The following is a 20287-nucleotide window of genomic DNA, read 5'->3' as shown; positions in this document are numbered from 1 at the left end:
ATCAATCACTACAATCATTATTACCTGAGGAGGGGGCCTTAAGGCTATCTCAGCGTTCAAATCCCTCGTCATCAATCCGTACATCCCTCCTTTCTTCATTGTAGTATGGGACCGTTAAGGAGGTACTTAAGTCTTACTTGTTTGTGTTTATCTGCCCATTGCCTCGAGGAGCTTGCTAATTACTATTCTTCTAACGAATTCCTCACGTTCATCTTCGTCGAGCTTAAGCCTGACGAATCTTGAGTTATCCATTATCCTGGGTAGTAGTACGTTGTCTATGGCGTTGACCATTCTTTGGTACTCCCTGATCCTGGCAAGTAATGTGTAGAATAGGTTCTCTAAGTTCATCATTTCCGAAATAACCTTAAAGTTACTGTATATTCCGTATAGGGCGCTGTCGAGTTCTGGCGGTATTGCATAAATACCGTAATTAGGGCTTAAAACACCCCTGAATTCCAATCCCCTGAACTTAAGTCCTTCCATTGTTATGTCTATGAATTCAACGTCCACAGATGGTTTTATGACCTCGCTGAGTTTACCGTATTCCTCTATGCCCATTCTTGATACTGCTGCCTTGAGTATTAATGACACTCTTCCCAACTCATCATAGACGCTTTTTCTCGCTATCTCTAGTTTAGGTATTATTGCCCTTATCCTCTGTATGGTGGCGTTCCTGGCATCCTCCACGGTCTTCTTGATACTCCTATACAGCCTCTCCTGGTTCCTAAGTCTCAATAGGGTTAGCCTTGATGGTATTGGTCTCTCAAGGGCCACGTAGTTAAGGAACGTTTTATATTTTTAAACATTATTACATAGTCACAGTGTCGAGAAATGAGCAGGGTAAGTCAGAGCGAGGCTTGGAGGAGGGTTAGGGGTGTCCTGGAGTTAAGTGACCTAGTACTTGAGGTTGTCGATGCGAGGGACCCGATGGAGACTAGGAATAGAAAGTTAGAGGAACTACTCAACAGGTTGGGTAAGCCATTAATAATAGTCATTAATAAGGCTGACCTCGTTCCAATGAACATACTTAAGGAATGGAAGGAATACCTAGAGAGGGAACACCCCACGGTATTCATAAGTGCAAAGAATAGGCTGGGCACCAGGAAACTCATTACCAGTATTAAACAACATGCGCCCAAGTTGCCGGTCAGGATTTCAGTGGTTGGTTACCCAAATGTAGGCAAATCAACAATTATTAACTACCTCAGGGGCAGGCACGTTGCAGAGACAAGCCCAATACCTGGCTGGACAATTGGCGAGCAAGTCGTTAAGGCCAAGCAGTGGCTAGTAGTCATAGACACGCCCGGTGTCATACCACCAGAGGAAATTAAGGATGAGGCATTGCTGATTATTAAGGGTGCCATAGATCCCTCAAAGATCGATGACCCTGTACCACCGGCGATAAAGTTAATAATGAGAATTAAGACATTCAACCCCAAGGCGTTTATGGATAGGTATGGTGTTGATGCGGAAGATCCAATGGAACTCCTGGAATTAATTGGAAGGAGGAGGGGGTTATTAGTGAAGGGTGGTAAGGTAAATACTAGGAACGCTGCAGTTGCCGTGATTAGGGACTGGGTAATTGGCAAGTTAGTTTATTACTATAGGCCGGGGGTGATTGGTAATGCCTAAGATGTTGATACCCATGGTGCTTAAGCCATCGGTTAGGCCGCTTAAGTACTATGACATAGTCGGCGATCTAATGCTCAGTTTTCTAGCGAATAGGAGGATTACCATTATTAAGCAGGTTGGTGATTCTGCGGTTTTAATGACTAAGGTAAGCCACGAAGATGGAAGTAGATTACCAATAATAATTAATGACAAGGATGAATTAATAAGGTTCGTTAAGATAGGCGGTATTGACTTCATGGCTTCGGTAAACACGGTTTTAACCAAGGGTATTGATACCGTAATAATAGATGTGAAGGGTGGAAGGAAGGTTTGGATGCATGACAGGGGCCTTGAATTAATGGACTTAATGGTTGCTGCCGTGCGTGCGGTACTGGAGTATGTTGGTTTGGCCAATAATGCAGTGGTATTTGATGGTATGAATGGGTTTAAGGTTATGGCTTTATTAACTAAGGCCATTGGGGATGAGGAGATGAGGGCCCTTGTGGGCATGATTAATGAGGTTGTGAGCAGGAGCATGAAGTCCATTGATTTGTTTCAGACGTTTGGTAATGACGTGATAATAGGCGGTAATACAATGCTTAAGGTTAAGATGTATAGGGTGCCTCTGTCACTGCATTGGTCAACGAAGCTCTCCGCAATACCTGTGGCTAGGGTTTATGACTTCATAACGTTCTCGGCAGATCCATCCAACGTAATAAGGCGGCTCGACATTAATAGGAAATTACTTGAGCCCTTATTCGTAAAGAATCCCGTTGATCAGTTGCTTGATAGCGTGGGTAGGTGGCTCAATAATGATTACTCATTAATATACTACATGAAAGGCATCATTAGGGGCTTGATTAGGGGTGGTGATTTAGAAATTGATAGAGAAAACCTTAAAACAAGGTGATGCTTCTTTAGGCGATAGACAATGAGGAAAGTTACGATTGCTTTTATTGTAATTGGTATAATAATACTCATAATGTCTAATATAAGGGTTGCATTGCCAATAATACCCAGTGCAGTAATACCTAAGGTAAACGAGGCAATCAATGTAACACCAGGTGTGAGGCTAGTAATTAATGACACTAACGGTCTACTATTACTGACACCAGTTAAGGGTTATTCATCACTCGTGGACATGATCGATCGCCTATCGCCAATACTCATCTTCATAGGAATCATAATATCAATGACACTCCTGGTCACCATGAAGAACCGCAGGATCGACATATCCGACCCACTGTTCTTCGGCATAATACTAATGCTCATAATAGCATTCATATTCGCACTACCCATACCGACCCAGGTATACCTAAGTGATGGCTCAACAACGCAATCGCTACTTGTGGGTATTAATGCATATTCAGGCTTCTCCTCAGTAATGTACCTAGTCAGTGCAATACTACTGGTAATGAGCACATGGCTATACAAAGAGCCAGAAGCCATAGAGAATCTATACCCAGACATTGATCAGTTAATGAGCATGACAGTTATGCTTAAGAGCGAAGAAGAAACGGAACAACCAGAGAATAATGAAGAAAACGAGTAGTAAGGGCGTAATTTGCTTCTTCTGCCTAAGAAGGACCAGGACGTACTACATAGTTGATTACGAAGTTAAGGAACTAGGCATGACCTTCAAGGTCTACGCATGCCCAGAATGCTATGCCAAAATCACGACGCAAAAGAAATAACAAGCATGTCAACACATAATAATGAACCCATATACATCTAAGTGATTTTCAACGGCTAATTCACAATCACCATGCGGCCATACAACAGGCAGGAAAAATCAATATCATCACAGCTATTACGAACCTATACGTGCCTCCAGGACACTCTAAATAACCTTATACTGTCAATTATCCCATCAAGCTCATTAATGAAGGAATTAACCTGATAAATACTGACTACTGGAACCCCATCTATTAACTCCATTAATGCCCTATGCCACGTAATAACCACGGGTATTAACAGAGCCTCACCCCAGCCAATCCCGACCCTACTCATCAAAACCTCAGGTTCCCTCGCAACAAACCCCACCTTCTCTAGGTGCCTACCTACGATCCGCCGTATCGACGACGAGGCCCTCTTCCAACGCTTAGCCTCGATAAGAAAAACCCTGGGTCTCCTGTAGGCTATAACATCGAACTCAACCCTAGTCCCAACCACCGGAACCCTAAGCCTACTAACAACATTGAATCCCCACTCCTCAAACACAAGCCTAATCAAAGCCTCAAACTCATCCCAAGGCAAGTACCCAGAGATCGACTCAAGATCCACATATATGCCCCTACCCACGAAATACCTAATCAATCTATGCGGCGGCATATTAGACCTATAGCTCTCCCCAACCCTTGATAGCACGCCATCATTGATCAAGGAATCCACGAACTCACTAATCATGGAATCACCAACACCAGACAAGCCCCTAAGCGCGTCCAGCGTAAACACACCAGCCCCAGATAACGCTATCAATGCCCTAACAAGCCTCTCCCTCCCTGTACTCATTAAAGTAAATGATTTTAATTCCAAATTTATAGTGTTTACGCCATGATGAAGGCAAAGCTGTGAATGAACAAGAATGATTAATGGGTCAGGGGCTGATTCACTCAATACTCAACCATGCGTTATTACTATGGTTTTTAACTCCGTTACATCCTCAACACTGAAGCCCACACCTTCTCTGCCGAATCCTGATTCCTTTACGCCACCGAATGGGAATAGACCAAGACCATGTCTTGGAAAGTCGTTTATTGTAACCTCACCAACCTCTAATGACCTAGCCACTCTCCACAGCATGCCTACGTCACGCCCAAAGACCGCGGCGTCAAGCCCGTACATAACCTCATTGGCCACCTCAATAGCCTCATCAACGGACTTAACCCTTATGACAGGTATTACTGGTCCAAAGGTCTCCTCAATCGCAAGCCTTGACTTCCTACTAACGTTATCAACCACGGTTGGCTCATGGTATGTAAGCCAGTACTTACCGCCATAAATTAATTTGCCGTCCTTCATCAGTGCGTCATCAACCATTGAGTGAACTCTCTCAACAGCATTGGCATCAATGAGCGGGCCAACCCTAACCTTAGGATCACGTGGATCACCAACAACCCAACCGTTAACCTCCTTAACTATGTAATTAATCAATTCATCAGCTACACTATCCATGGCAATAACCCTACTAATTGCATCACAACGCTGGCCGGAGAGCCTCAGTGAGCCCGTGACTATTTTCCTGGCGGCGTCCCTTAGATCAGCATCCTCAAGGACTATGGCTGGCGCCTTACCGCCAAGTTCAAGCTGTAATCTCTTTAATCCGGCCATTCTCATGACTCTAAGTCCGGTCTCCGTACTACCTGTCAACGTGATTGCCCTAACCAGTGGGTGAGTAACCATGGCATCACCCACAGCTGCGCCAGGTCCTGTGACCATGGCGAAGTAATTACCGAGTCCGGCGTACTCAATTGCCTTGGCTATTAACACGCCGGTTATTGGTGTGTAACTCGATGGCTTGAATATTACGGGGTTGCCGGCCAGGAGGGCTGTGGCCACCTTAACCATTGATGTGAATAATGGGTAATTGAATGGAGCTATCGCCGCAACCACGCCTATAGGTTCCCTAACCACAATTGCGTACTTATTCTCCGTGCCCACCCCATACTCTCCTGGAATACCTACGTTCAATAATCTACCCAGGTCCTGGTGAATCATCCTGAGCCTGGTTATTGTTGATTCAACCTCACCCTCAGCCTCATTAATGGGCTTTCCACCCTCAATGATTAAGACATCCCTAAACAACTGCTTATACTCCTCAATGAAGTCCGCAACCTTTATCAGCATGTCGGCGCGTTTATGGGCAGGTATTGCCTTGAGCAATGGCCATGAGTAGTGAAGCCTCTCTATGGCAGAGTCAACGTGTTCCGCACCCAACTTACTGACCTGCGCTATTGCCTCTCCGTTTATTGGTGATTTGACTGGCATGTAACTACCGAAGTCAATCCATGAACCAGCAATGAATGCACGGAAAACCCCAAACTTTGTCATGGTGTTTTGGAATTCCCTCGAGAATTCTGGCAGCGTCACTGGGCCGAGAACACTTACGTTAACTACCTGCATTAGCATTGTTTGATATAACTTCAAATAAATCTTATGGGTCTAATTGTATTATATAGGTTTAATGATTAGAAATGCTTATACTGGGGAAATGTGAGATTTCTATTAATGATTGCGCATGAGTTAATGACAGGCGGTGTGGTGACTATGAATCATAATGAGGAATTAACAACCGCGGTGCAGCTCATGGTTGATCACGGGTTCAGGCATATACCTATCCTCGAGGGCGGTTCATTGAGACTTATACTAACTGCGCTTGGGATAATAAACGGTTTAGTTAATAATGGCGATGATGCCATGAGGGAACCCGTGAACAAGTACGGTAATGACAGGTTCATTATTGCCTCGCAAAATGATGATGCAATGGAAGTGATCAAGAAAATGACTAATAGCAATGTTGACGCTGCACTGATACTCAGTGGGAAGGAATTAGTGGGTATTATCACTGAGAGGGATGTCGTTGCCAAATCGCCTGATCACTTGTTCGCCAGATATAAAATCCATGAGATAGCCAATAAGGAGCCAGTTACTGCGGGTGAGGACACTACATTGAAGGACGCCATGGGCATTATGGCAAAGCATAATATTAGACACCTACTAGTAACAGATGGAGACAGGCTTCTTGGAGTGGTTTCAGTAAAGGATATACTGAGGCATGTGATTAAGTACTATAGGCTTAGGGGACGGGTGGACTTCGATATACCCATCTCTAGGCTAATGAGCCATAACCCAATAACCATCGACAGCGGTGCGTCGGTATTAGATGCCGTTAAGCTCATGAGAAGGAATAACATTAGTTCCCTACCAATCGTTGAGGCCGGTAGGTTAATGGGTATTGTTACCGAACATGATATGGTAAAAAACCTAGTAAGGTAGGGGAGTAAGGAAAAATAATAGGATTTTACGTCGCAGTGCTTAATTCATATCTTAATTACGCTCTTTATTACATTCGTGACTTCCTTACTTAGGTCAGGAACCTTCTCCCTAACACTTTTTCTTAATCCCTCATAGTAATTATTACCATATGAATCAATTATTACCGTTAAAGGCCCAAAATTCTCAACCTCAAGAACCCACATTGCCTCCGCTATACCTAGATCAAGCCAGTTGACACCAATAACCCTCTTTATTGCTTGGGCTGCTAGGACGCCTGCTCCGCCTGTGAATATTGCATAAGCCGCCTTATATTTCTTCATAGCCTCTGTCGTCTTTGAGCCCATGCCACCCTTACCAATGACCAACTTAACACCCGCTTTCTCAATGACCTCCGGCTCAAAATCATCCATCCTGGCACTCGTTGTTGGGCCCATACTAACGATCCTCCAAGTATCACCTTGCTTAAGTGCCACGGGTCCTGCATGGTAAATAACGCCACCACTAAGGTCCACGGGTAACTTCTCGCCTTTGTGCAGTAATTCGATCATCCTTACGTGTGCAGCATCCCTGGCGCTGACCAGGACCCCACTTACGTATATTGTGTCGCCAACCCTTAATTTAATGATATCATCATCCGATATCGGTGTTTTAAGGTGATACGTACCCATATGCCCCAATTAAGTCCCAGGCTGGGTGTAATTAAGTATTCTCCTAAGTATTTTCTATAAGCAAACATAGGATTAAAGCTTTAATACAAGTAAATCGGTACTGCACCCATGCCAAGCCTTGAGGATGCAATAAAGGATGCAGCGAAGAAAATAGTGAGGATGGCAAGTGTGTCGCCAGCAGAGGACGTAGTTAATGCATTAAGGAATGCCGTTAGGATTGAGGTACATGAACCAAGCAAGGTTCAGCTGAACGCAATATTAACCAATATTGAGCTAGCACAGAAGTACACGGCTGCCGTTTGCCAGGATACTGGAGTCCCAACATTCTTCATAAAGTTAGGCGATGGATTCCCAATCAGGAGTAAATTATTCCCAATTCTTACGGAGGCCGTTAGGGAAGTTACTAAGGAATTACCATTAAGGTCTAACTCCGTGGATCCGCTGACGGAGAAAAACCCAGGGGATAATACCGGGATCGGAATACCGGTTTTTGACGTTGAGTTAGTTGATGGGGATCACCTAGAGCTTATCTATACACCAAAGGGTGGTGGCACTGAACTGCCCAGTAAAGCCTTCGTGGTGCCACCAGGTAATGCTTGGGAAAGACTACCCGAGCTCGTACTCAATGCAGTGATAGATGCAGGGCCAATGCCATGCCCACCGGTCATTGTCGGTATTGGTATTGGTTCCAACCTAGACGTTGCGGCAAAGCTTGGTAAGAAGGCGGCAGTACTGAGACCTGTTGGTTCTAGGAATAGTAATCCTGATATTGCGAAGATCGAAGATGCACTACTTGATGCCATTAACAAACTGGGCATTGGTGCTCATGGAACCGGGGGTAAGGTAACGGCATTAGACGTCCACATTGAGTATACATATAGGCACCCGGCAACCTTCGCAATAGGTATAGTCTTCTCCTGCTGGGCGACAAGGAGGGCCAGGGCGATTGTCTACCCCGATGGTAAGTACGAGGTTAAGCCACTGTGATTCTGCGTTATCTCGTTATATTTCTAATTAAAAATACTTATAAATAATTACTGATTATATGTATAAAAAATCAATATTTTCATTGAACATGTAAAGAGGATTTATAAACAGGATTAAGCCGCAATACCGATGGATGGAGATGTTGATATCTATGACGTTATAATCATAGGCGCGGGCATAGTAGGGCTTAGCGCGGCGCTATACACCGCTAGGCAGGGGTTGAAGACCCTGGTCATTAATAAGGACATTGGAGGTCAGTTGTCATTAACTGATGAGGTCCAGAACTACCCCGGCTTCATCAGTATTAAAGGGTTGGACTTGGTTAGGAGGGTTGAGAATCAGGCTAGGGTTTTCGGTGCTGAGGTCGTGTTTAATGAGGTTATTAAGCTTGATAAGGTTGATGAGGGTGACTTCATTGTAAAAACCGCCAGTGGTGATGAGTAGGAGCATAGCCGTGATGTTAGCATTCGGCAAGACGCCAAGGGACTTGGGCGTACCTGGTGAGCAGGAGCTTAAGGGTAAGGGCGTGAGTTACTGCACGATATGTGACGCCGCATTATACCGTGGGCAGGACGTGGCGCTTATATCCTGGGGAGAACCGGCTTATGAGGTTGCCGAAATACCGATGAACGTTGTAATAGGTTTTACTGGGTATTCCCCGGTGATGGGCCTGTGAATGATGATGGATTCATGAACCTAGTGCTTAATAGCGGTAAGGTAGTGTTAATGCCTAGGCATGACGTCGTGGAAATAAAGGGTAAGGGTAGGGTTGAGTCTGTGGTTGTGAGGGATAGGGTTACGGGGAGGGTCCTTGAGATACCCGTTAAGGCTATATTCATTGAGATCGGTTATGCGGCTAAGACGGACTTCGTGCGTAATCTAGTTAAGTTGAATGAGAAAGGTGAGATAGTGATTGATGAGTATGGTAGGACAGGTACTGAGGGCTTATTTGCGGGTGGGGATGTATGCGTATCTCCGTATAAGCAGGCAGTCATTGCCGCGGCGCGGGGGTTATCGCGGCATTGTCCGCGTATTCGTATGTAATGGCTAGGAAAGGTAAGGAGGTTAAGTTGGCATCGGATTGGTGAAAGCTCAACATACCTGGTGAAAAGAGGGAGAGCCGTACCTCCCTGAAAATAAGTTTCTGAGGTACATGGAATAAAGCTTAATACGATTTATTGATAAAAGGATAATTGAGGCTGCATGAGTATTAACCTGCCCCAATTAATTGAATTGTTCATGGCGGCATTGGCGATATCCTTCATAACGTCTCAGGGAGGAATATCCGGAGCTTACTTATTGCTACCGATACAATCATGCATCCTTAATACCGTGAACCCAGTGATAAGCGGCACAAATCTATTGTACAACCTAATCTCAATACCATTGAGCATCCACGAGTACTTTCGTGAAAGGAGGATCGCCGCATCGTTCACGTCAATCCTAGTCATAGGGGCATCAGCGGGGGCTGTGGTGGGGACGTGGTTAAGAGGACACTACCTAACCGGCGGTTATACATTCTCCTACTTCATGGGCGCCGTACTACTGGCATTAGCCGCGGAACTTATCTTAAGTAGCACTTTACTTATAAGGCGGGTCCGCACATATGAGACTGTAGTGCGGTGCAGCCGTGACAAGACATCGCTGGTCATAACAACGAACAAAAGCAACACCTACAGGGTCAACACCATATTATTGGTGATTATTACAGTATTGGTAGGCATGGCAAGCGGTGCCTATGGCATAGGCGGTGCATCAATACTGTCACCAATATTGATAGGCCCCATGGGGTTACCAGCCTATATAGTCTCGGGACCAACGCTAATGGTAACCTTGGTAGTATCCCTCATTGGGGTGCTATCATACGCGTACCTTGGTTATCCACCTGACGTAATTAATGGATTATCCATGGGCCTTGGGGGAATGATTGGCATTTACTTAGGTACAATTACCCAAAGAAGGCTCCCAGAACGCCATATTAAGCTCACGGTTGCCGCGGCCACGGCAGCGATGGGCATTTACACCATACTGCGTGTGTCGAGGATTTGAAAACTGCCGCATACTACTTTAAATTATGGTTGGTTACGAAATAATACGATGCGTGCTGTTGTCTTCGATAGGCCTGGCATGGAGAATGTGCGTGTGATGGATGTTGAGGTGCCAAGGCCTAGTCCGAATGAGGTGTTGGTGCGTGTTAAGTATGCGGGTGTTAACCCAGTGGACTACTTCACAATTAATAGGGGTGGTAAGCCAATGCCGCATATACCGGGTGCGGAGTTTGTTGGTGTGATTGAGGAGGTCGGCTCCAATGTTAGAGGTGTCGGTGTTGGTGATGAAGTTGTGATCTATAACAGGTTATTCGATGGCACCTGCAGGTATTGCCTGGTTGGCCATGAGGAATTGTGCGTGAATAGCGGGTTAATAGGCGTTGTCACTAATGGCGGATTCGCGGAATATGCCGTGGTACCTACCACCAATGTATTAAAAATACCAAGGGGTGTCGGTCTCGATGAGGCGGCGACACTACCCGTCGGTGCATTAACCGCCTGGCATATGGTCTTTGATAGGGCTGGTGTAAAGCCTGGTGAGTTGGTCGTTGTGTTCGGGGCCACGGGTAACGTGGGTAGCTATGCCGTTCAATTCACAAAACTGGCCAGTGCTGTCGTAATCGCGGTAAGCCGTAAGGCAAGCAAGGTCAAGGGCGCATTGATGGAGCTAGGCGCTGATTACGTAGTGACGCCGGAGGAGGTCCAAACCTTAGTGAACGAGTTAAGTAATGGGCTTGGCGCCGACTTAGTGGTCGATGCCGTTGGTCAAGCAACCTGGAACCTAAGCTTCCAATTGGTTGCCCGTTACGGTAGGTGGGTAACGGCGGGCGCACTAACTGGTGGTGATGTTACACTTAGCCTACCGTCACTCTATTCAAGGGAAGTCGCCGTAATAGGCTCAACGGGTGGTACCAGGGCCGAGCTCATTAAGCTACTTGACCTGCTAAGTAAACGCAGGATCAAGGCACCAATCTACTCAAAAATGAGCCTTGACAGGGTTAGGGAGGCATTCGATACCATGTTTAAGGCTGAGGATAGAGCGGGCAAAGTACTGCTCGCGCCATAGTAAGCTTCAGGTAATGTTATTTTAAGTAAGGTAAAACTATTAACGAGAATTATGGCGATCCTTCTTTGTTAATGTTAGATTATATTAAATTATAAGTGCTATACAGAACAGACTTACTATGTCCTTCAATCGCCGTGCTGTGGCCTTTGATTATGGTTTTTAATCCTTCAATTAACCCAAGGGCTAACTCACTCGTTAATTCGGCAATTGTTGGTGACGGTGTTAATGCCGTCACTTAGGCGCCACATCTAAATTACCGTGAACCTTAAGCAGCATATAGCCACCAAGCCTCAAGTTACCCCTAACAGCCTTAACATCCATAAACCTCATAGACCCAATATAACCAACACTCAACCTATCACCAGCCAAGGCAATAAGCTCGTCGATTGAACACATTAATGCCTACCCAAATACTAATAGCATAATACACATACATAGCATATTAGGCATGGGAGCAAATGCGTTAAGTAAACACTTAAAAACCGCGTTTGCAACAAGCCACTGATGGTTGACGTTAAGAAATTGGCCGCTGAGGTACTTGGCGTTGGCGAATCACGGGTTAGGATTAGCCCTGAGGCTCTTGATAGGCTTGAGGAGGTTACCACAAAGGCTGATGTTAGGGCTTTGATTAAGGAGGGTTTGATATACGCTGAGTATGCCAGGGGTGTTAGTAGGGGTAGGTGGCGTGAGCTGCATGAGAAGAGAAGAAAAGGTAGGAGAAGGGGTGTTGGTAGTAGGAGGGGTAGTAAGTATGCAAGGCTTGATCCTAAGGAGGTTTGGAAGGGAAAAATTAGGGCTATGAGGAGGTACTTGAGTTCGTTGAAGAGAATGGGATTGATTGATGCGAGGACCTGGAGGGAGCTCTACCTGCAGGTTAAGGGCGGCAGGTTTGACAGCGTAGCCTCACTCAAGGCGTATTTAGTAAGTAATAACATTATTAAGCAACAACGGTAAAACATATACCCCTATCCTAGAAATGCTTATTAAGTAATTATATTCTTGGCTTTACGAACATGGCAAGGACTGGTCATTACAAGGTTAAGTTTAGGCGTAGAAGGGAGGGCAAGACTAATTACTACAGGCGTAGGGAGATGATTAAGAGTGGTTTGCCTAGGCTTGTTGTTAGGAGGACGAATAGGTACATAATTGCCCAGGTCGTTGTGCCCAGGGTAATGGGTGATGAGGTTATCGTGAGCGCCACATCCAAGGAGTTACCGGGCTTCGGTTGGAAGGGAGGCTTGAAGGACACACCGAGTGCATACCTAGTGGGTTTAATAATTGGTTATAAGGCATTATTAAAGGGCATTAAGAAGGTCATACTCGATATTGGGCTTCACAGGCCCATCAAGGGCACCCGCATTTTTACTGTACTGAAGGGCGCAATTGATGCTGGGCTTGAAGTACCGCATAGTGAGGATATACTTCCTGAAGATGATAGGGCAGAGGGTAAACACATTGCTGAGTATGCCGAGAAGCTTAAGGGCGAGAACGAAGACCTATATAAAGCACGCTTTTCTCAGTATCTTGCTAAGGGGCTTGAACCTATGGACTTACCAAAGCATGTTGATGAGGTTAGGAATAAGATAAAGAATTATTACATGGGTTGGTTTAAGAGATTAAACATAGAAATACCACAGGAAACGGAGGAATGACGATACCAAGCATCCTTAGGAGATAAATTATATTCCGAACAAGGATACCTGTAAATTACCTGACCCTCCACTTACCTTAGGATGTTGGTTTTCGCGTTCATGGTTTTATTATTTAGGGGGCTTATTTAGTTAATCACGAATAAGGAGCCTCTTGGTAATTAAATGATCTTTCCAGTGGCTTTACTCATGGTATTTAATACAAAGTACCAGGTGCATCAATGAGACCAGGAACTATTAATTTAATTTTAGGTTTTGAGTAATCCTTAAAAATAACTTAGTTATTAATTAACAATAACAGGTTGATTGATATGGACAGCTCACAGGAGGCTGTGAGATTTTCGGGGATTCACTATGCGATGTTTATGAGTTATTCATTAACGTTCTTAATATGGGGTTTCGTAACCACCAGTGGCGTAATGACCCTTTACTACTTCTCTAGTTATATACCTAGGTTCCTCATTCCTGTTTCCGCGGCCATGGGCCCTGTATTCCTAATGGTAGGTAATGTTTTCATGGGTAGGCTAGCAGATGTCGTTGGTAGGAGGGGCATATATGTATACACGATGTCGTTATACACCGCGGGATTACTGGGCATGGGCTTGTCCATATACTTATCAAGGGTTGTGCCCGGGTCGAGTGCTTTTTTATTATTCATAGTGTCGTATGCCTTGGCAGAAATCGGTGTCGGTGGTGAGGAACCACCAGCGTTAGCCGCCGCCACGGAATTAATGCCTCATAATAAAAGGGGTGCCGCAATTGTTTTAATAACTAACTTTGACAATGTTGGAGCTGCAATAGCATCCGCAATCCTCCTAATTGCCCTATTGCGCAGTTCACAGTTATCCGCCACAGGCACTATGATCAGTGCTGCAGTTATTACCCTAATTGCAACGGTGATAATCAGGTTAATAACCCCTGAATCAGTCAGGTGGTTACTTGCCAAGGGTAGGGTCAGTGAAGCTGAACGAGTGGCCAGCGAGTACGGATTGACATACACTTTAACGGAAACTCCGACTCAGGGTATTAAGTTCCCGCCATTATGGTTTAGAACACTCATATTATCACTCCTTGGAGTGTCTCAATTGACCACGTATGGTTTGATGGCTTACTACATAGTGTACCTCCCATCATTACCCACCTCTAGCAATGAGGTCTTAGCAACGCAGGTGTTGCTGTGGGCTAACGTGGGTGCCTCCATAGCTGGTCTCATTGGTTTTATTGTTGATAGACTGAGTAGAAAAACATTCACACTGCTCTCATACCTAGGTGGCCTATTGACCATGATCCCAATATTCCTGATCTATGGAAAAATAGTCAGTAATCAAATGAGCTCATCGCTTACCATATTCTATGCACTACTATTTCTAAACATGGTATTTAGTGAGTTTGGTTGGGCCGTTAGGGTGCTCCTCGAACCAGAACTATACCCAACTAGGACCAGGGCGACTTGGATTGGCATTGTCAGGTTCATTGCATGGATAATGTACATCTCCCTCATTTACTACCTACTCGCCTCATCCAATGTATATACATATCTATTATCTAACTTAGTGCTTTACGCCGTGGGTTTTGCAGCGGCGCTGGCATGGTACATATACGGTGTTGAGACCAGAGGATTACCAATACATGCCCTCGACAAAGCTGCAGATAAAGGTCGGCAACACTCATAATGCATTGATAATTTAAAATGATGAATCTTCGTTAAAAGTTATTAATGAATGACCATGAATGGCATGCCATCATACTCACAGACTTCTAAAAAAGTGATTTAGAAAGATTTTTAATTACCAAGAGCAATAAAAGCTTCGCCATTTTCTTAGTCCACGAATTCCTGGTGAGCCCTATGACTAAGCGACATCTGGCACTGGCAATGCTCGCCTCAGCCCTGTGGGGAATGTCATACCCACTTATTTACCTAGCTCTTAGACTATTTAGCATAAATAATCTAATCGCCCTAAGCTATCTATTCTCTGTGGCGTTACTCCTTATAATTCTACCATTCTATGGTTATGATGGAGAATCAATAATCAAGGGTTTATTGTTATCACCGATTAATTACGTGATTATTTACCTATATACTGAGCTGTCAGGTGGAGCTGGTGGATTAACAGCCCTTGTAAGTTCAAGCTATATAGTACCGTTGATAGCCCTTGATTACGTTACTAATAGGAGCATTAACACGAGGTACATAATATCAGCAATTACCCTGCTTGGAGCACTGTACCTACTGTTCCAAGGCTATGGTGATTCCATATATGGTGCGTTGCTCCTCATGGTTATGAACCTCATATACACAATATCCCTTGTAAGGATTGGTGATGTTGATATCATCAACTTTGTACTTGGTCAATCACTAGGTACCCTGATGATCTCATACTTAGTAATGCGGAGTCTCTCGGCATCGACCCTGGCTCTTAATTACCTTTATTACCCATTAATATTGGCATTAGTTGGTAATGTAATACCCTATGCATTGTATGCAGAATCCATTAAGCGAATAGGCCCTGTTGAGACGTCGTTAACATCCTCTATAGAGACTGTGAGTTCGTTGGTTGCGTCATTACCAATACAGCAATTACCAAGTAACCCAGTGGCTTGGATATTACTTGCAATATCGATCTTATCACTTAATATTGAATTAAGAAAAGGCGGTTTAGGGTATAGGTGGGGATTAATGGATTATCACGGATTCATACGAATAGGTAAGGAATTTGTGGCGTCAAATAACGAGGCCAGAAACTACGTAATATCTATTAACCTACGCTCAGTATTCGTAATTGGGAGAAGAAAGATAATATAGCTATGGCTCAAGCCTAAATCTATCCCTTGGGTAGAGCACGACCTCGCGAATATTATCCCTCCTCAGTAACACCATTAGCAGTCTGTATAGGCCCATGCCCCAACCTGCGTGTGGTGGCATTCCATAGTCATAAATCATTAAGTGATTTTCAAAACTTTCAGGGTTCAACCCCCTCTTCCTCAACGCCTCTGTTAACTGCTCCTTAACGTGAACCCTGCTACTCCCTGATGCTATTTCTAAACCGCCTATAACGAGGTCGAAGGACTCGCTTATCCTTGGGTCTGAGTCAAGGGGCTTTGTGTAGAACGCCCTTAGGTCCGTTGGGAAGTGTATTATGAAGAATGGTTCCCCAATCTCTTCGCTGAGGATTTCCATGCCGTTCTTCGGCACATCCTCGCCCCAATCAATCTTTAACCCTCTTTTACCTAGCATATCTAAGGCCTCGTCATACGTGATTCTCCTGAAGGGCTTCCTGGGGTTCTTTATCTCTATTCCATACTTATTTAGCTCGTCGTTAAAGGCCTTGTTTACCCTATCATATACATTGATTATCACGTCCTCAAGTATCTCCATAACATCCATGTAATTGGCAAAGGCCTCTTCAATATCGACAGATATGAACTCATTAAGGTGATAATTGGTATTATGCTTCTCAGCCCTATAGGCGGGTGCTATTTCAAAAATTCTCTCGAGACTCGCTGTTAACTCCTCCTTGTAAAGCTGCGGGCTTTGTGCTAGGTAGGCCACTCTCTCGAAGTATTGCACTGTGAATAATTCAGCGCCACCCTCAGTACTTGTTACTATTATCTTTGGTGTAAATACCTCAATGAAGCCGTGATTATACAAGGAATCACGAACGGCACGGGTAACCTCGCTCCCAGCCTTGAATATTAGGGAATTGAGAGGCCTCTTGAGATCCACCGACCTATACTTTAACCGAGTGTCGAGGTCGGTCTCTACGGAGCCCCATATATCAATCGGTAAAGCCTTAGACCTAGCAACAATGTGTACCTCACTTGGGAATACCTCAACACCGGCCTTTGCAATCCTACTGGACTTAACAATACCCTTAACCACTATGGCATCCTCCCTGTTTAGTGATGATGCGGTGCTCCACACTTCCTCAGGTACCGTACCCCTCTTTACCGTTAGCTGGATTAAGCCCTCCCTGTCCCTGAGTAGTATGAATTTTATGTTGCCAATGTCCCTAATGTCCCAAACCCACCCGGCTAGTACGACTTCTTTTCCATCTAGCTCTGGAGTTATGTTTTTTGTCCAGTGGGTTTTCCTCGGAAAACTCACGATTTATTGGTAAACTTTTGGAATTTAAAAATTGTGATTACCTAGTAATCTCAACCCTGATGTTTGTGCCGCTAATTTGACTAAGAACTTTAGCCAACTCGCTTGGTCTAAATGGCAATCGCCTAAGTTCATTTCTTGTTATTCTGACAACGGTCTCTGTGGTACCGTCAGGAAGCCATGATGTCGATACCGTGAGTATTCGAGCCGGCGATGCCAACTGCGTAGCAAGCTCATTCACATTAACACCCTTTTCAACAACCTTAACCCTCTTATTCAATGCTCTCTCGAGATCGTGCTCAATCTGCTGTATTATGGCCCGAGGAAGCGTCTTTACGCCCTTAAGCACCACGATTAATAGGTCGCCAACTTCATACGACTTCACATACTCAACGTTCTTCAGGATCTCCTCCATCTTGCCGGTGGCTATGTTAAGAAGGGCATCACTAACGTCTACATCGAGCATAGAATATTCTCCACTATCAAGCAGTGACTGGCACTTGTTGCAAAACACCCTAGTCTTAACGCAGAAGGTACAAAACGGTATTTTCATTCGATACCCATAGGAATACTCAGCTTATAAACCTTTGCCTTGGAATAGGCTGAATTGGTTGGTAACTGCGGTTCACGACAAAACATTTTTATTTGGACAGCCCTGTAGTGGCCCTTGTGTGAGTGTCGCCGTAGCAGCATCCAACCTTAGGAAGAGATTCATTAGTTACGAACGTGTTGGTTTCATAAGAAAGAGGAAAATCGTAGTGGAGGCTTTAAGGGACTTGTCGTTAAATGTGAGGTGGGGCGAGGTATATGGGTTACTGGGTCCGAATGGGGCGGGCAAGACCACGACTGTTAAGATCCTTACCACGCTACTGATCCCAGACGGTGGGTATGCAACTATTGATGGGCATGACGTGGTTAGGGAGGCCCCCTTAGTTAGGGGCATCATAGGTTTAGTTCTTTACCCAGACAAGGGTTTTTACTCCAGGCTTAGTGGGTACGAAAATCTGGCATACTTCGGTAGGCTCTATGGACTAAGTAAATCAACCGCTGAGGCGAAGGCTAGGGAATTAATGAAATTGGTTGGTCTTGAGAATGCCATGAATAGGCCCTACGAAGAGTATTCACTTGGTATGAGAGCTAGGCTTGCAATCGCCAGGGCTTTAATGCATGATCCACCGGTTCTATTCCTCGACGAGCCAACCATAGGGCTTGACCCAGTATCGGCAAGGGAGGTAAGGGAATTAGTAAGGAAATTTAGAAAGGAGGGCAAGGCGATCCTATTTACTAGTCATAACCTTTGGGAAGTTGAGGAGGTCTGTGACAGGGTTGGTATAATAAACAACGGAACGATAGTGATCGAGGGATCCCCAAGGGATATTAAGGATATGCTTGGGTTAAAATATGTAATTGAGATTGAGGCGCAGGTTAATGAGCACGTGGAGACCATACGTGAGGAAACCGTAAACCCCACCGACACGCTCCGCAGGATCATAAGTGATGCTGAGTCAAGGGGATTGAGAATAAGTAAAATTAGGATTAATGAACCATCTCTCGAGGAGGCCTTCATAAGGGTGATTAGAAATGAGGATAGATAAGTTAGACGTGCTTTATGTGGTTATGGCTAATGAATTAAGGATAATTAGTAGGGAACCTGGTGGCTTAGTACTATTGGTGCTACTACCGTACTTCATAGCTGGCGGTATGTCCTTTATAGCATCCTTCTTTGTAAGGGTAACCAGTGGGATCTTCCTAAGGCAATTCATTGGTCTTGAGGTACTAATGCTGTCAATAATCATGGTACAGACAGGGGCTAGGTTTCTTTGGGAAGAGAAAAATGGTGGGAGACTTGAGTCCCTGCTTGCAACACCTACTAGCATGTACGTGATATTGTTCGGCACGTCCATGGTAATGATAGTCGTCAACCTAGGCGCCTTTACCATAGCCTCTTTACCAATAATTTACATTAGCGCCGGAATAACAGGGATAGTAAGGCTGGTTATTGCCTTAATACTCCTCTTTATTGGGTTGTTGCCTCTTTATGGCATTGGACTCTTGATAGTAGGGCTTATTATGAAATTTAATGATGCAGATACTATAATGAATGTAGTAACGCCAATATTAACAATACTCTCGGGAACCACATACCCAATATACGTACTGCCTCTATGGATCAAGGAACTCATTTATGCACTACCCATGTACATGACATTCTATTCAATGTACCTGGAAATGATTGGACACGGTAACGTAATGCTCATAACAGAGCTACTGCTCGCAACGGTAATATACCTCATACTGGGGATGACCTCCTATGCAAGGTTTGAAAGGGACCTCAGGAGTAGGGGTGTTTAGGGAATTAGGGGTTGAAGTTTGGAGAGGGTTGCGTTTACTATTCTCTAGACCATCATCAATAATAATAAACATAGTAACTGCGCCATTGTGGCTCGCATTCTTCATACTAACCCTTAGAGGATTCGGGGTATTAACACTGAGCAGGCAAATACTTCAGTTATTCCTCTGGGCTGCATACGCCTTTGCCCTATACTCAAGTTGGTTATGGGGGTTCGGCAGTGGACTCATTGAGGAGAGTTATGAGGGCGTCCTCGAGAATTTCATGTCGATAACCAACGATCTACTAACCCACGTAGTGGGGTGGGGAATCGCCTACTCTATATATACATTACTTGATCTTGCCTCCCTAGTGGTAAGCTTCTACGTAGTGTTTAGCCTAGTAATAGATATTCGTGACCCAGCCATATTCATATTATCCATAGTGCTTGCCTCTCTCCAGCTTCTTTTCATATCAACTATCTATGCAATGCTAGTTATTAGACTTAGATCAAACTGGGTCATTACGGATATAATGCAGTTCCTAATGCCTACACTGGGCGGCCTAATACCCAGTGAAGCCAATAAGTATGTACTACCAATAAATGAGTATTCGCCAATAGCGTACCCATTCGTTATAATGCGTGAATCAGCCCTGGGATATCTAGAATTACCAATACCAATTGCTTACCAAGTACTCTACTCAGTAATTACAGTCACTGCCCTATTTTTCATCACGTTCTTCCTAGTTAAATTATTCGATAAACGCCTAAGATTTGAGGGCAAACTGGGACTCACGTAATGGCATGAGCGGTGACGCTGGTATCTATGGA

22 protein-coding genes and 1 pseudogene are annotated in these 20287 nt (G+C 44.6%); 16 read left to right on the top strand and 7 right to left on the bottom strand.

Annotated features, from left to right (window positions below; genetic code table 11):
• Positions 1 to 147: 147 nt before the first annotated feature.
• Positions 148 to 774 (bottom strand): V-type ATP synthase subunit D, encoded by a 627-nt coding sequence (locus tag Vsou_RS11315; RefSeq protein ID WP_188603284.1) that lies wholly within the window; start codon positions 772 to 774, stop codon positions 148 to 150.
• Between the two features lie 57 nt (positions 775 to 831).
• Here Vsou_RS11315 and Vsou_RS11310 point away from each other — a divergent pair, with 57 nt between their 5' ends.
• The 4 genes from Vsou_RS11310 (at position 832) to Vsou_RS11295 (ending at position 3305) form a co-directional block, all read left to right on the top strand.
• Complete coding sequence (locus Vsou_RS11310; RefSeq protein ID WP_188603283.1) at positions 832 to 1632, top strand: GTPase; 801 nt, start codon at positions 832 to 834, stop codon at positions 1630 to 1632.
• On the top strand, positions 1625 to 2521 hold the full coding sequence (locus Vsou_RS11305) for a hypothetical protein (RefSeq protein ID WP_188603282.1): 897 nt from the start codon (positions 1625 to 1627) through the stop codon (positions 2519 to 2521). Before Vsou_RS11310 ends, Vsou_RS11305 begins: the two co-directional genes overlap by 8 nt.
• A 72-nt stretch (positions 2522 to 2593) precedes the next feature.
• Positions 2594 to 3163, top strand: coding sequence for a hypothetical protein (locus tag Vsou_RS11300; RefSeq protein ID WP_229709813.1), 570 nt, complete (start codon positions 2594 to 2596; stop codon positions 3161 to 3163).
• Positions 3147 to 3305 (top strand): hypothetical protein, encoded by a 159-nt coding sequence (locus Vsou_RS11295; protein ID WP_188603281.1) that lies wholly within the window; start codon positions 3147 to 3149, stop codon positions 3303 to 3305. Before Vsou_RS11300 ends, Vsou_RS11295 begins: the two co-directional genes overlap by 17 nt.
• Positions 3306 to 3429: 124 nt before the next feature.
• Here the strand turns inward: Vsou_RS11295 and Vsou_RS11290 are convergent, their stop codons facing one another.
• Together Vsou_RS11290 and Vsou_RS11285 are read right to left on the bottom strand one after the other, a co-directional pair.
• Positions 3430 to 4122 carry a PDDEXK family nuclease gene (locus tag Vsou_RS11290; protein ID WP_188603280.1) on the bottom strand — a complete coding sequence of 231 codons (693 nt, stop codon included), beginning with the start codon at positions 4120 to 4122 and terminating at the stop codon, positions 3430 to 3432.
• Between the two features lie 108 nt (positions 4123 to 4230).
• Positions 4231 to 5733, bottom strand: coding sequence for an aldehyde dehydrogenase family protein (locus Vsou_RS11285; protein ID WP_188603279.1), 1503 nt, complete (start codon positions 5731 to 5733; stop codon positions 4231 to 4233).
• 90 nt (positions 5734 to 5823) lie between these two features.
• Between Vsou_RS11285 and Vsou_RS11280 the strand changes: the two genes are divergently transcribed.
• Positions 5824 to 6606: a CBS domain-containing protein gene (locus tag Vsou_RS11280; RefSeq protein ID WP_229709812.1), complete on the top strand. Its 783-nt coding sequence runs from the start codon at positions 5824 to 5826 to the stop codon at positions 6604 to 6606.
• Between the two features lie 44 nt (positions 6607 to 6650).
• Here the strand turns inward: Vsou_RS11280 and Vsou_RS11275 are convergent, their stop codons facing one another.
• Complete coding sequence (locus tag Vsou_RS11275; RefSeq protein WP_188603278.1) at positions 6651 to 7274, bottom strand: FumA C-terminus/TtdB family hydratase beta subunit; 624 nt, start codon at positions 7272 to 7274, stop codon at positions 6651 to 6653.
• Positions 7275 to 7382: 108 nt separating this feature from the next.
• On the opposite strand from Vsou_RS11275, the gene Vsou_RS11270 reads away from it, so the two are divergent.
• The 4 genes and pseudogenes from Vsou_RS11270 to Vsou_RS11255 all read left to right on the top strand — a co-directional run bounded on the left by Vsou_RS11270 (position 7383) and on the right by Vsou_RS11255 (position 11375).
• Positions 7383 to 8261: a fumarate hydratase gene (locus tag Vsou_RS11270; protein ID WP_188603277.1), complete on the top strand. Its 879-nt coding sequence runs from the start codon at positions 7383 to 7385 to the stop codon at positions 8259 to 8261.
• Positions 8262 to 8390: 129 nt separating this feature from the next.
• A pseudogene (locus Vsou_RS13375) lies at positions 8391 to 9349 on the top strand (NAD(P)/FAD-dependent oxidoreductase).
• Positions 9350 to 9464: 115 nt separating this feature from the next.
• Positions 9465 to 10310, top strand: coding sequence for a sulfite exporter TauE/SafE family protein (locus Vsou_RS11260; protein ID WP_188603276.1), 846 nt, complete (start codon positions 9465 to 9467; stop codon positions 10308 to 10310).
• Positions 10311 to 10358: 48 nt separating this feature from the next.
• The gene (locus Vsou_RS11255; protein ID WP_188603275.1) at positions 10359 to 11375 is read left to right on the top strand and encodes an alcohol dehydrogenase catalytic domain-containing protein; all 1017 of its coding nucleotides are present in this window, start codon (positions 10359 to 10361) and stop codon (positions 11373 to 11375) included.
• Positions 11376 to 11606: 231 nt separating this feature from the next.
• Here the strand turns inward: Vsou_RS11255 and Vsou_RS11250 are convergent, their stop codons facing one another.
• Positions 11607 to 11771, bottom strand: a complete 165-nt coding sequence (locus Vsou_RS11250) for a hypothetical protein (protein WP_188603274.1) — start codon at positions 11769 to 11771, stop codon at positions 11607 to 11609.
• A 108-nt stretch (positions 11772 to 11879) separates the two neighbouring features.
• On the opposite strand from Vsou_RS11250, the gene Vsou_RS11245 reads away from it, so the two are divergent.
• From Vsou_RS11245 to Vsou_RS11230, 4 genes are all read left to right on the top strand, one after another.
• Entirely contained in the window at positions 11880 to 12329 is a 450-nt protein-coding gene (locus tag Vsou_RS11245) for a 50S ribosomal protein L19e (RefSeq protein ID WP_188603273.1), read from the top strand.
• Between the two features lie 59 nt (positions 12330 to 12388).
• The gene (locus Vsou_RS11240; protein WP_188603272.1) at positions 12389 to 13027 is read left to right on the top strand and encodes a 50S ribosomal protein L18; all 639 of its coding nucleotides are present in this window, start codon (positions 12389 to 12391) and stop codon (positions 13025 to 13027) included.
• 308 nt (positions 13028 to 13335) lie between these two features.
• Positions 13336 to 14697 carry an MFS transporter gene (locus Vsou_RS11235; protein ID WP_188603271.1) on the top strand — a complete coding sequence of 454 codons (1362 nt, stop codon included), beginning with the start codon at positions 13336 to 13338 and terminating at the stop codon, positions 14695 to 14697.
• 173 nt (positions 14698 to 14870) lie between these two features.
• Positions 14871 to 15827: a hypothetical protein gene (locus Vsou_RS11230; protein ID WP_188603270.1), complete on the top strand. Its 957-nt coding sequence runs from the start codon at positions 14871 to 14873 to the stop codon at positions 15825 to 15827.
• On the opposite strand, the gene aspS is transcribed toward Vsou_RS11230, so the two are convergent.
• Positions 15828 to 17129: an aspartate--tRNA(Asn) ligase gene (gene aspS / locus Vsou_RS11225; protein WP_188603269.1), complete on the bottom strand. Its 1302-nt coding sequence runs from the start codon at positions 17127 to 17129 to the stop codon at positions 15828 to 15830.
• Between the two features lie 37 nt (positions 17130 to 17166).
• Positions 17167 to 17679, bottom strand: a complete 513-nt coding sequence (locus Vsou_RS11220) for a transcription elongation factor NusA (RefSeq protein ID WP_054843732.1) — start codon at positions 17677 to 17679, stop codon at positions 17167 to 17169.
• A gap of 118 nt (positions 17680 to 17797) precedes the next feature.
• On the opposite strand from Vsou_RS11220, the gene Vsou_RS11215 reads away from it, so the two are divergent.
• Genes Vsou_RS11215 through Vsou_RS11205 form a run of 3 tightly spaced genes read left to right on the top strand, consistent with a single transcriptional unit; the run spans position 17798 to position 20256 of the window.
• Positions 17798 to 18721, top strand: a complete 924-nt coding sequence (locus Vsou_RS11215) for an ABC transporter ATP-binding protein (RefSeq protein WP_188603268.1) — start codon at positions 17798 to 17800, stop codon at positions 18719 to 18721.
• Positions 18708 to 19478 (top strand): ABC transporter permease, encoded by a 771-nt coding sequence (locus tag Vsou_RS11210; RefSeq protein ID WP_188603267.1) that lies wholly within the window; start codon positions 18708 to 18710, stop codon positions 19476 to 19478. The genes Vsou_RS11215 and Vsou_RS11210 overlap by 14 nt, the downstream gene beginning before the upstream one ends.
• On the top strand, positions 19438 to 20256 hold the full coding sequence (locus Vsou_RS11205) for a hypothetical protein (RefSeq protein WP_188603266.1): 819 nt from the start codon (positions 19438 to 19440) through the stop codon (positions 20254 to 20256). The genes Vsou_RS11210 and Vsou_RS11205 overlap by 41 nt, the downstream gene beginning before the upstream one ends.
• The last annotated feature ends 31 nt before the right edge of the window (positions 20257 to 20287 follow it).

It is taken from the genome of Vulcanisaeta souniana JCM 11219 (assembly GCF_026000775.1).
GTDB lineage: Archaea > Thermoproteota > Thermoprotei > Thermoproteales > Thermocladiaceae > Vulcanisaeta > Vulcanisaeta souniana.
This window is presented reverse-complemented; position numbering and strand designations above follow the sequence as displayed.

Coding starts and splice junctions, on each gene's coding strand:
- Vsou_RS11310 (WP_188603283.1), top strand. CDS start 832: ATGAGCAGGGTAAGTCAGAGCGAGGCTTGGAGGAGGGTTAGGGGTGTC.
- Vsou_RS11305 (WP_188603282.1), top strand. CDS start 1,625: ATGCCTAAGATGTTGATACCCATGGTGCTTAAGCCATCGGTTAGGCCG.
- Vsou_RS11300 (WP_229709813.1), top strand. CDS start 2,594: ATGTCTAATATAAGGGTTGCATTGCCAATAATACCCAGTGCAGTAATA.
- Vsou_RS11295 (WP_188603281.1), top strand. CDS start 3,147: ATGAAGAAAACGAGTAGTAAGGGCGTAATTTGCTTCTTCTGCCTAAGA.
- Vsou_RS11290 (WP_188603280.1), bottom strand. CDS start 4,122: ATGAGTACAGGGAGGGAGAGGCTTGTTAGGGCATTGATAGCGTTATCT.
- Vsou_RS11285 (WP_188603279.1), bottom strand. CDS start 5,733: ATGCAGGTAGTTAACGTAAGTGTTCTCGGCCCAGTGACGCTGCCAGAA.
- Vsou_RS11275 (WP_188603278.1), bottom strand. CDS start 7,274: ATGGGTACGTATCACCTTAAAACACCGATATCGGATGATGATATCATT.
- Vsou_RS11270 (WP_188603277.1), top strand. CDS start 7,383: ATGCCAAGCCTTGAGGATGCAATAAAGGATGCAGCGAAGAAAATAGTG.
- Vsou_RS11260 (WP_188603276.1), top strand. CDS start 9,465: ATGAGTATTAACCTGCCCCAATTAATTGAATTGTTCATGGCGGCATTG.
- Vsou_RS11255 (WP_188603275.1), top strand. CDS start 10,359: ATGCGTGCTGTTGTCTTCGATAGGCCTGGCATGGAGAATGTGCGTGTG.
- Vsou_RS11250 (WP_188603274.1), bottom strand. CDS start 11,771: ATGTGTTCAATCGACGAGCTTATTGCCTTGGCTGGTGATAGGTTGAGT.
- Vsou_RS11245 (WP_188603273.1), top strand. CDS start 11,880: ATGGTTGACGTTAAGAAATTGGCCGCTGAGGTACTTGGCGTTGGCGAA.
- Vsou_RS11240 (WP_188603272.1), top strand. CDS start 12,389: ATGGCAAGGACTGGTCATTACAAGGTTAAGTTTAGGCGTAGAAGGGAG.
- Vsou_RS11235 (WP_188603271.1), top strand. CDS start 13,336: ATGGACAGCTCACAGGAGGCTGTGAGATTTTCGGGGATTCACTATGCG.
- Vsou_RS11230 (WP_188603270.1), top strand. CDS start 14,871: ATGACTAAGCGACATCTGGCACTGGCAATGCTCGCCTCAGCCCTGTGG.
- Vsou_RS11220 (WP_054843732.1), bottom strand. CDS start 17,679: ATGAAAATACCGTTTTGTACCTTCTGCGTTAAGACTAGGGTGTTTTGC.
- Vsou_RS11210 (WP_188603267.1), top strand. CDS start 18,708: ATGAGGATAGATAAGTTAGACGTGCTTTATGTGGTTATGGCTAATGAA.
- Vsou_RS11205 (WP_188603266.1), top strand. CDS start 19,438: ATGCAAGGTTTGAAAGGGACCTCAGGAGTAGGGGTGTTTAGGGAATTA.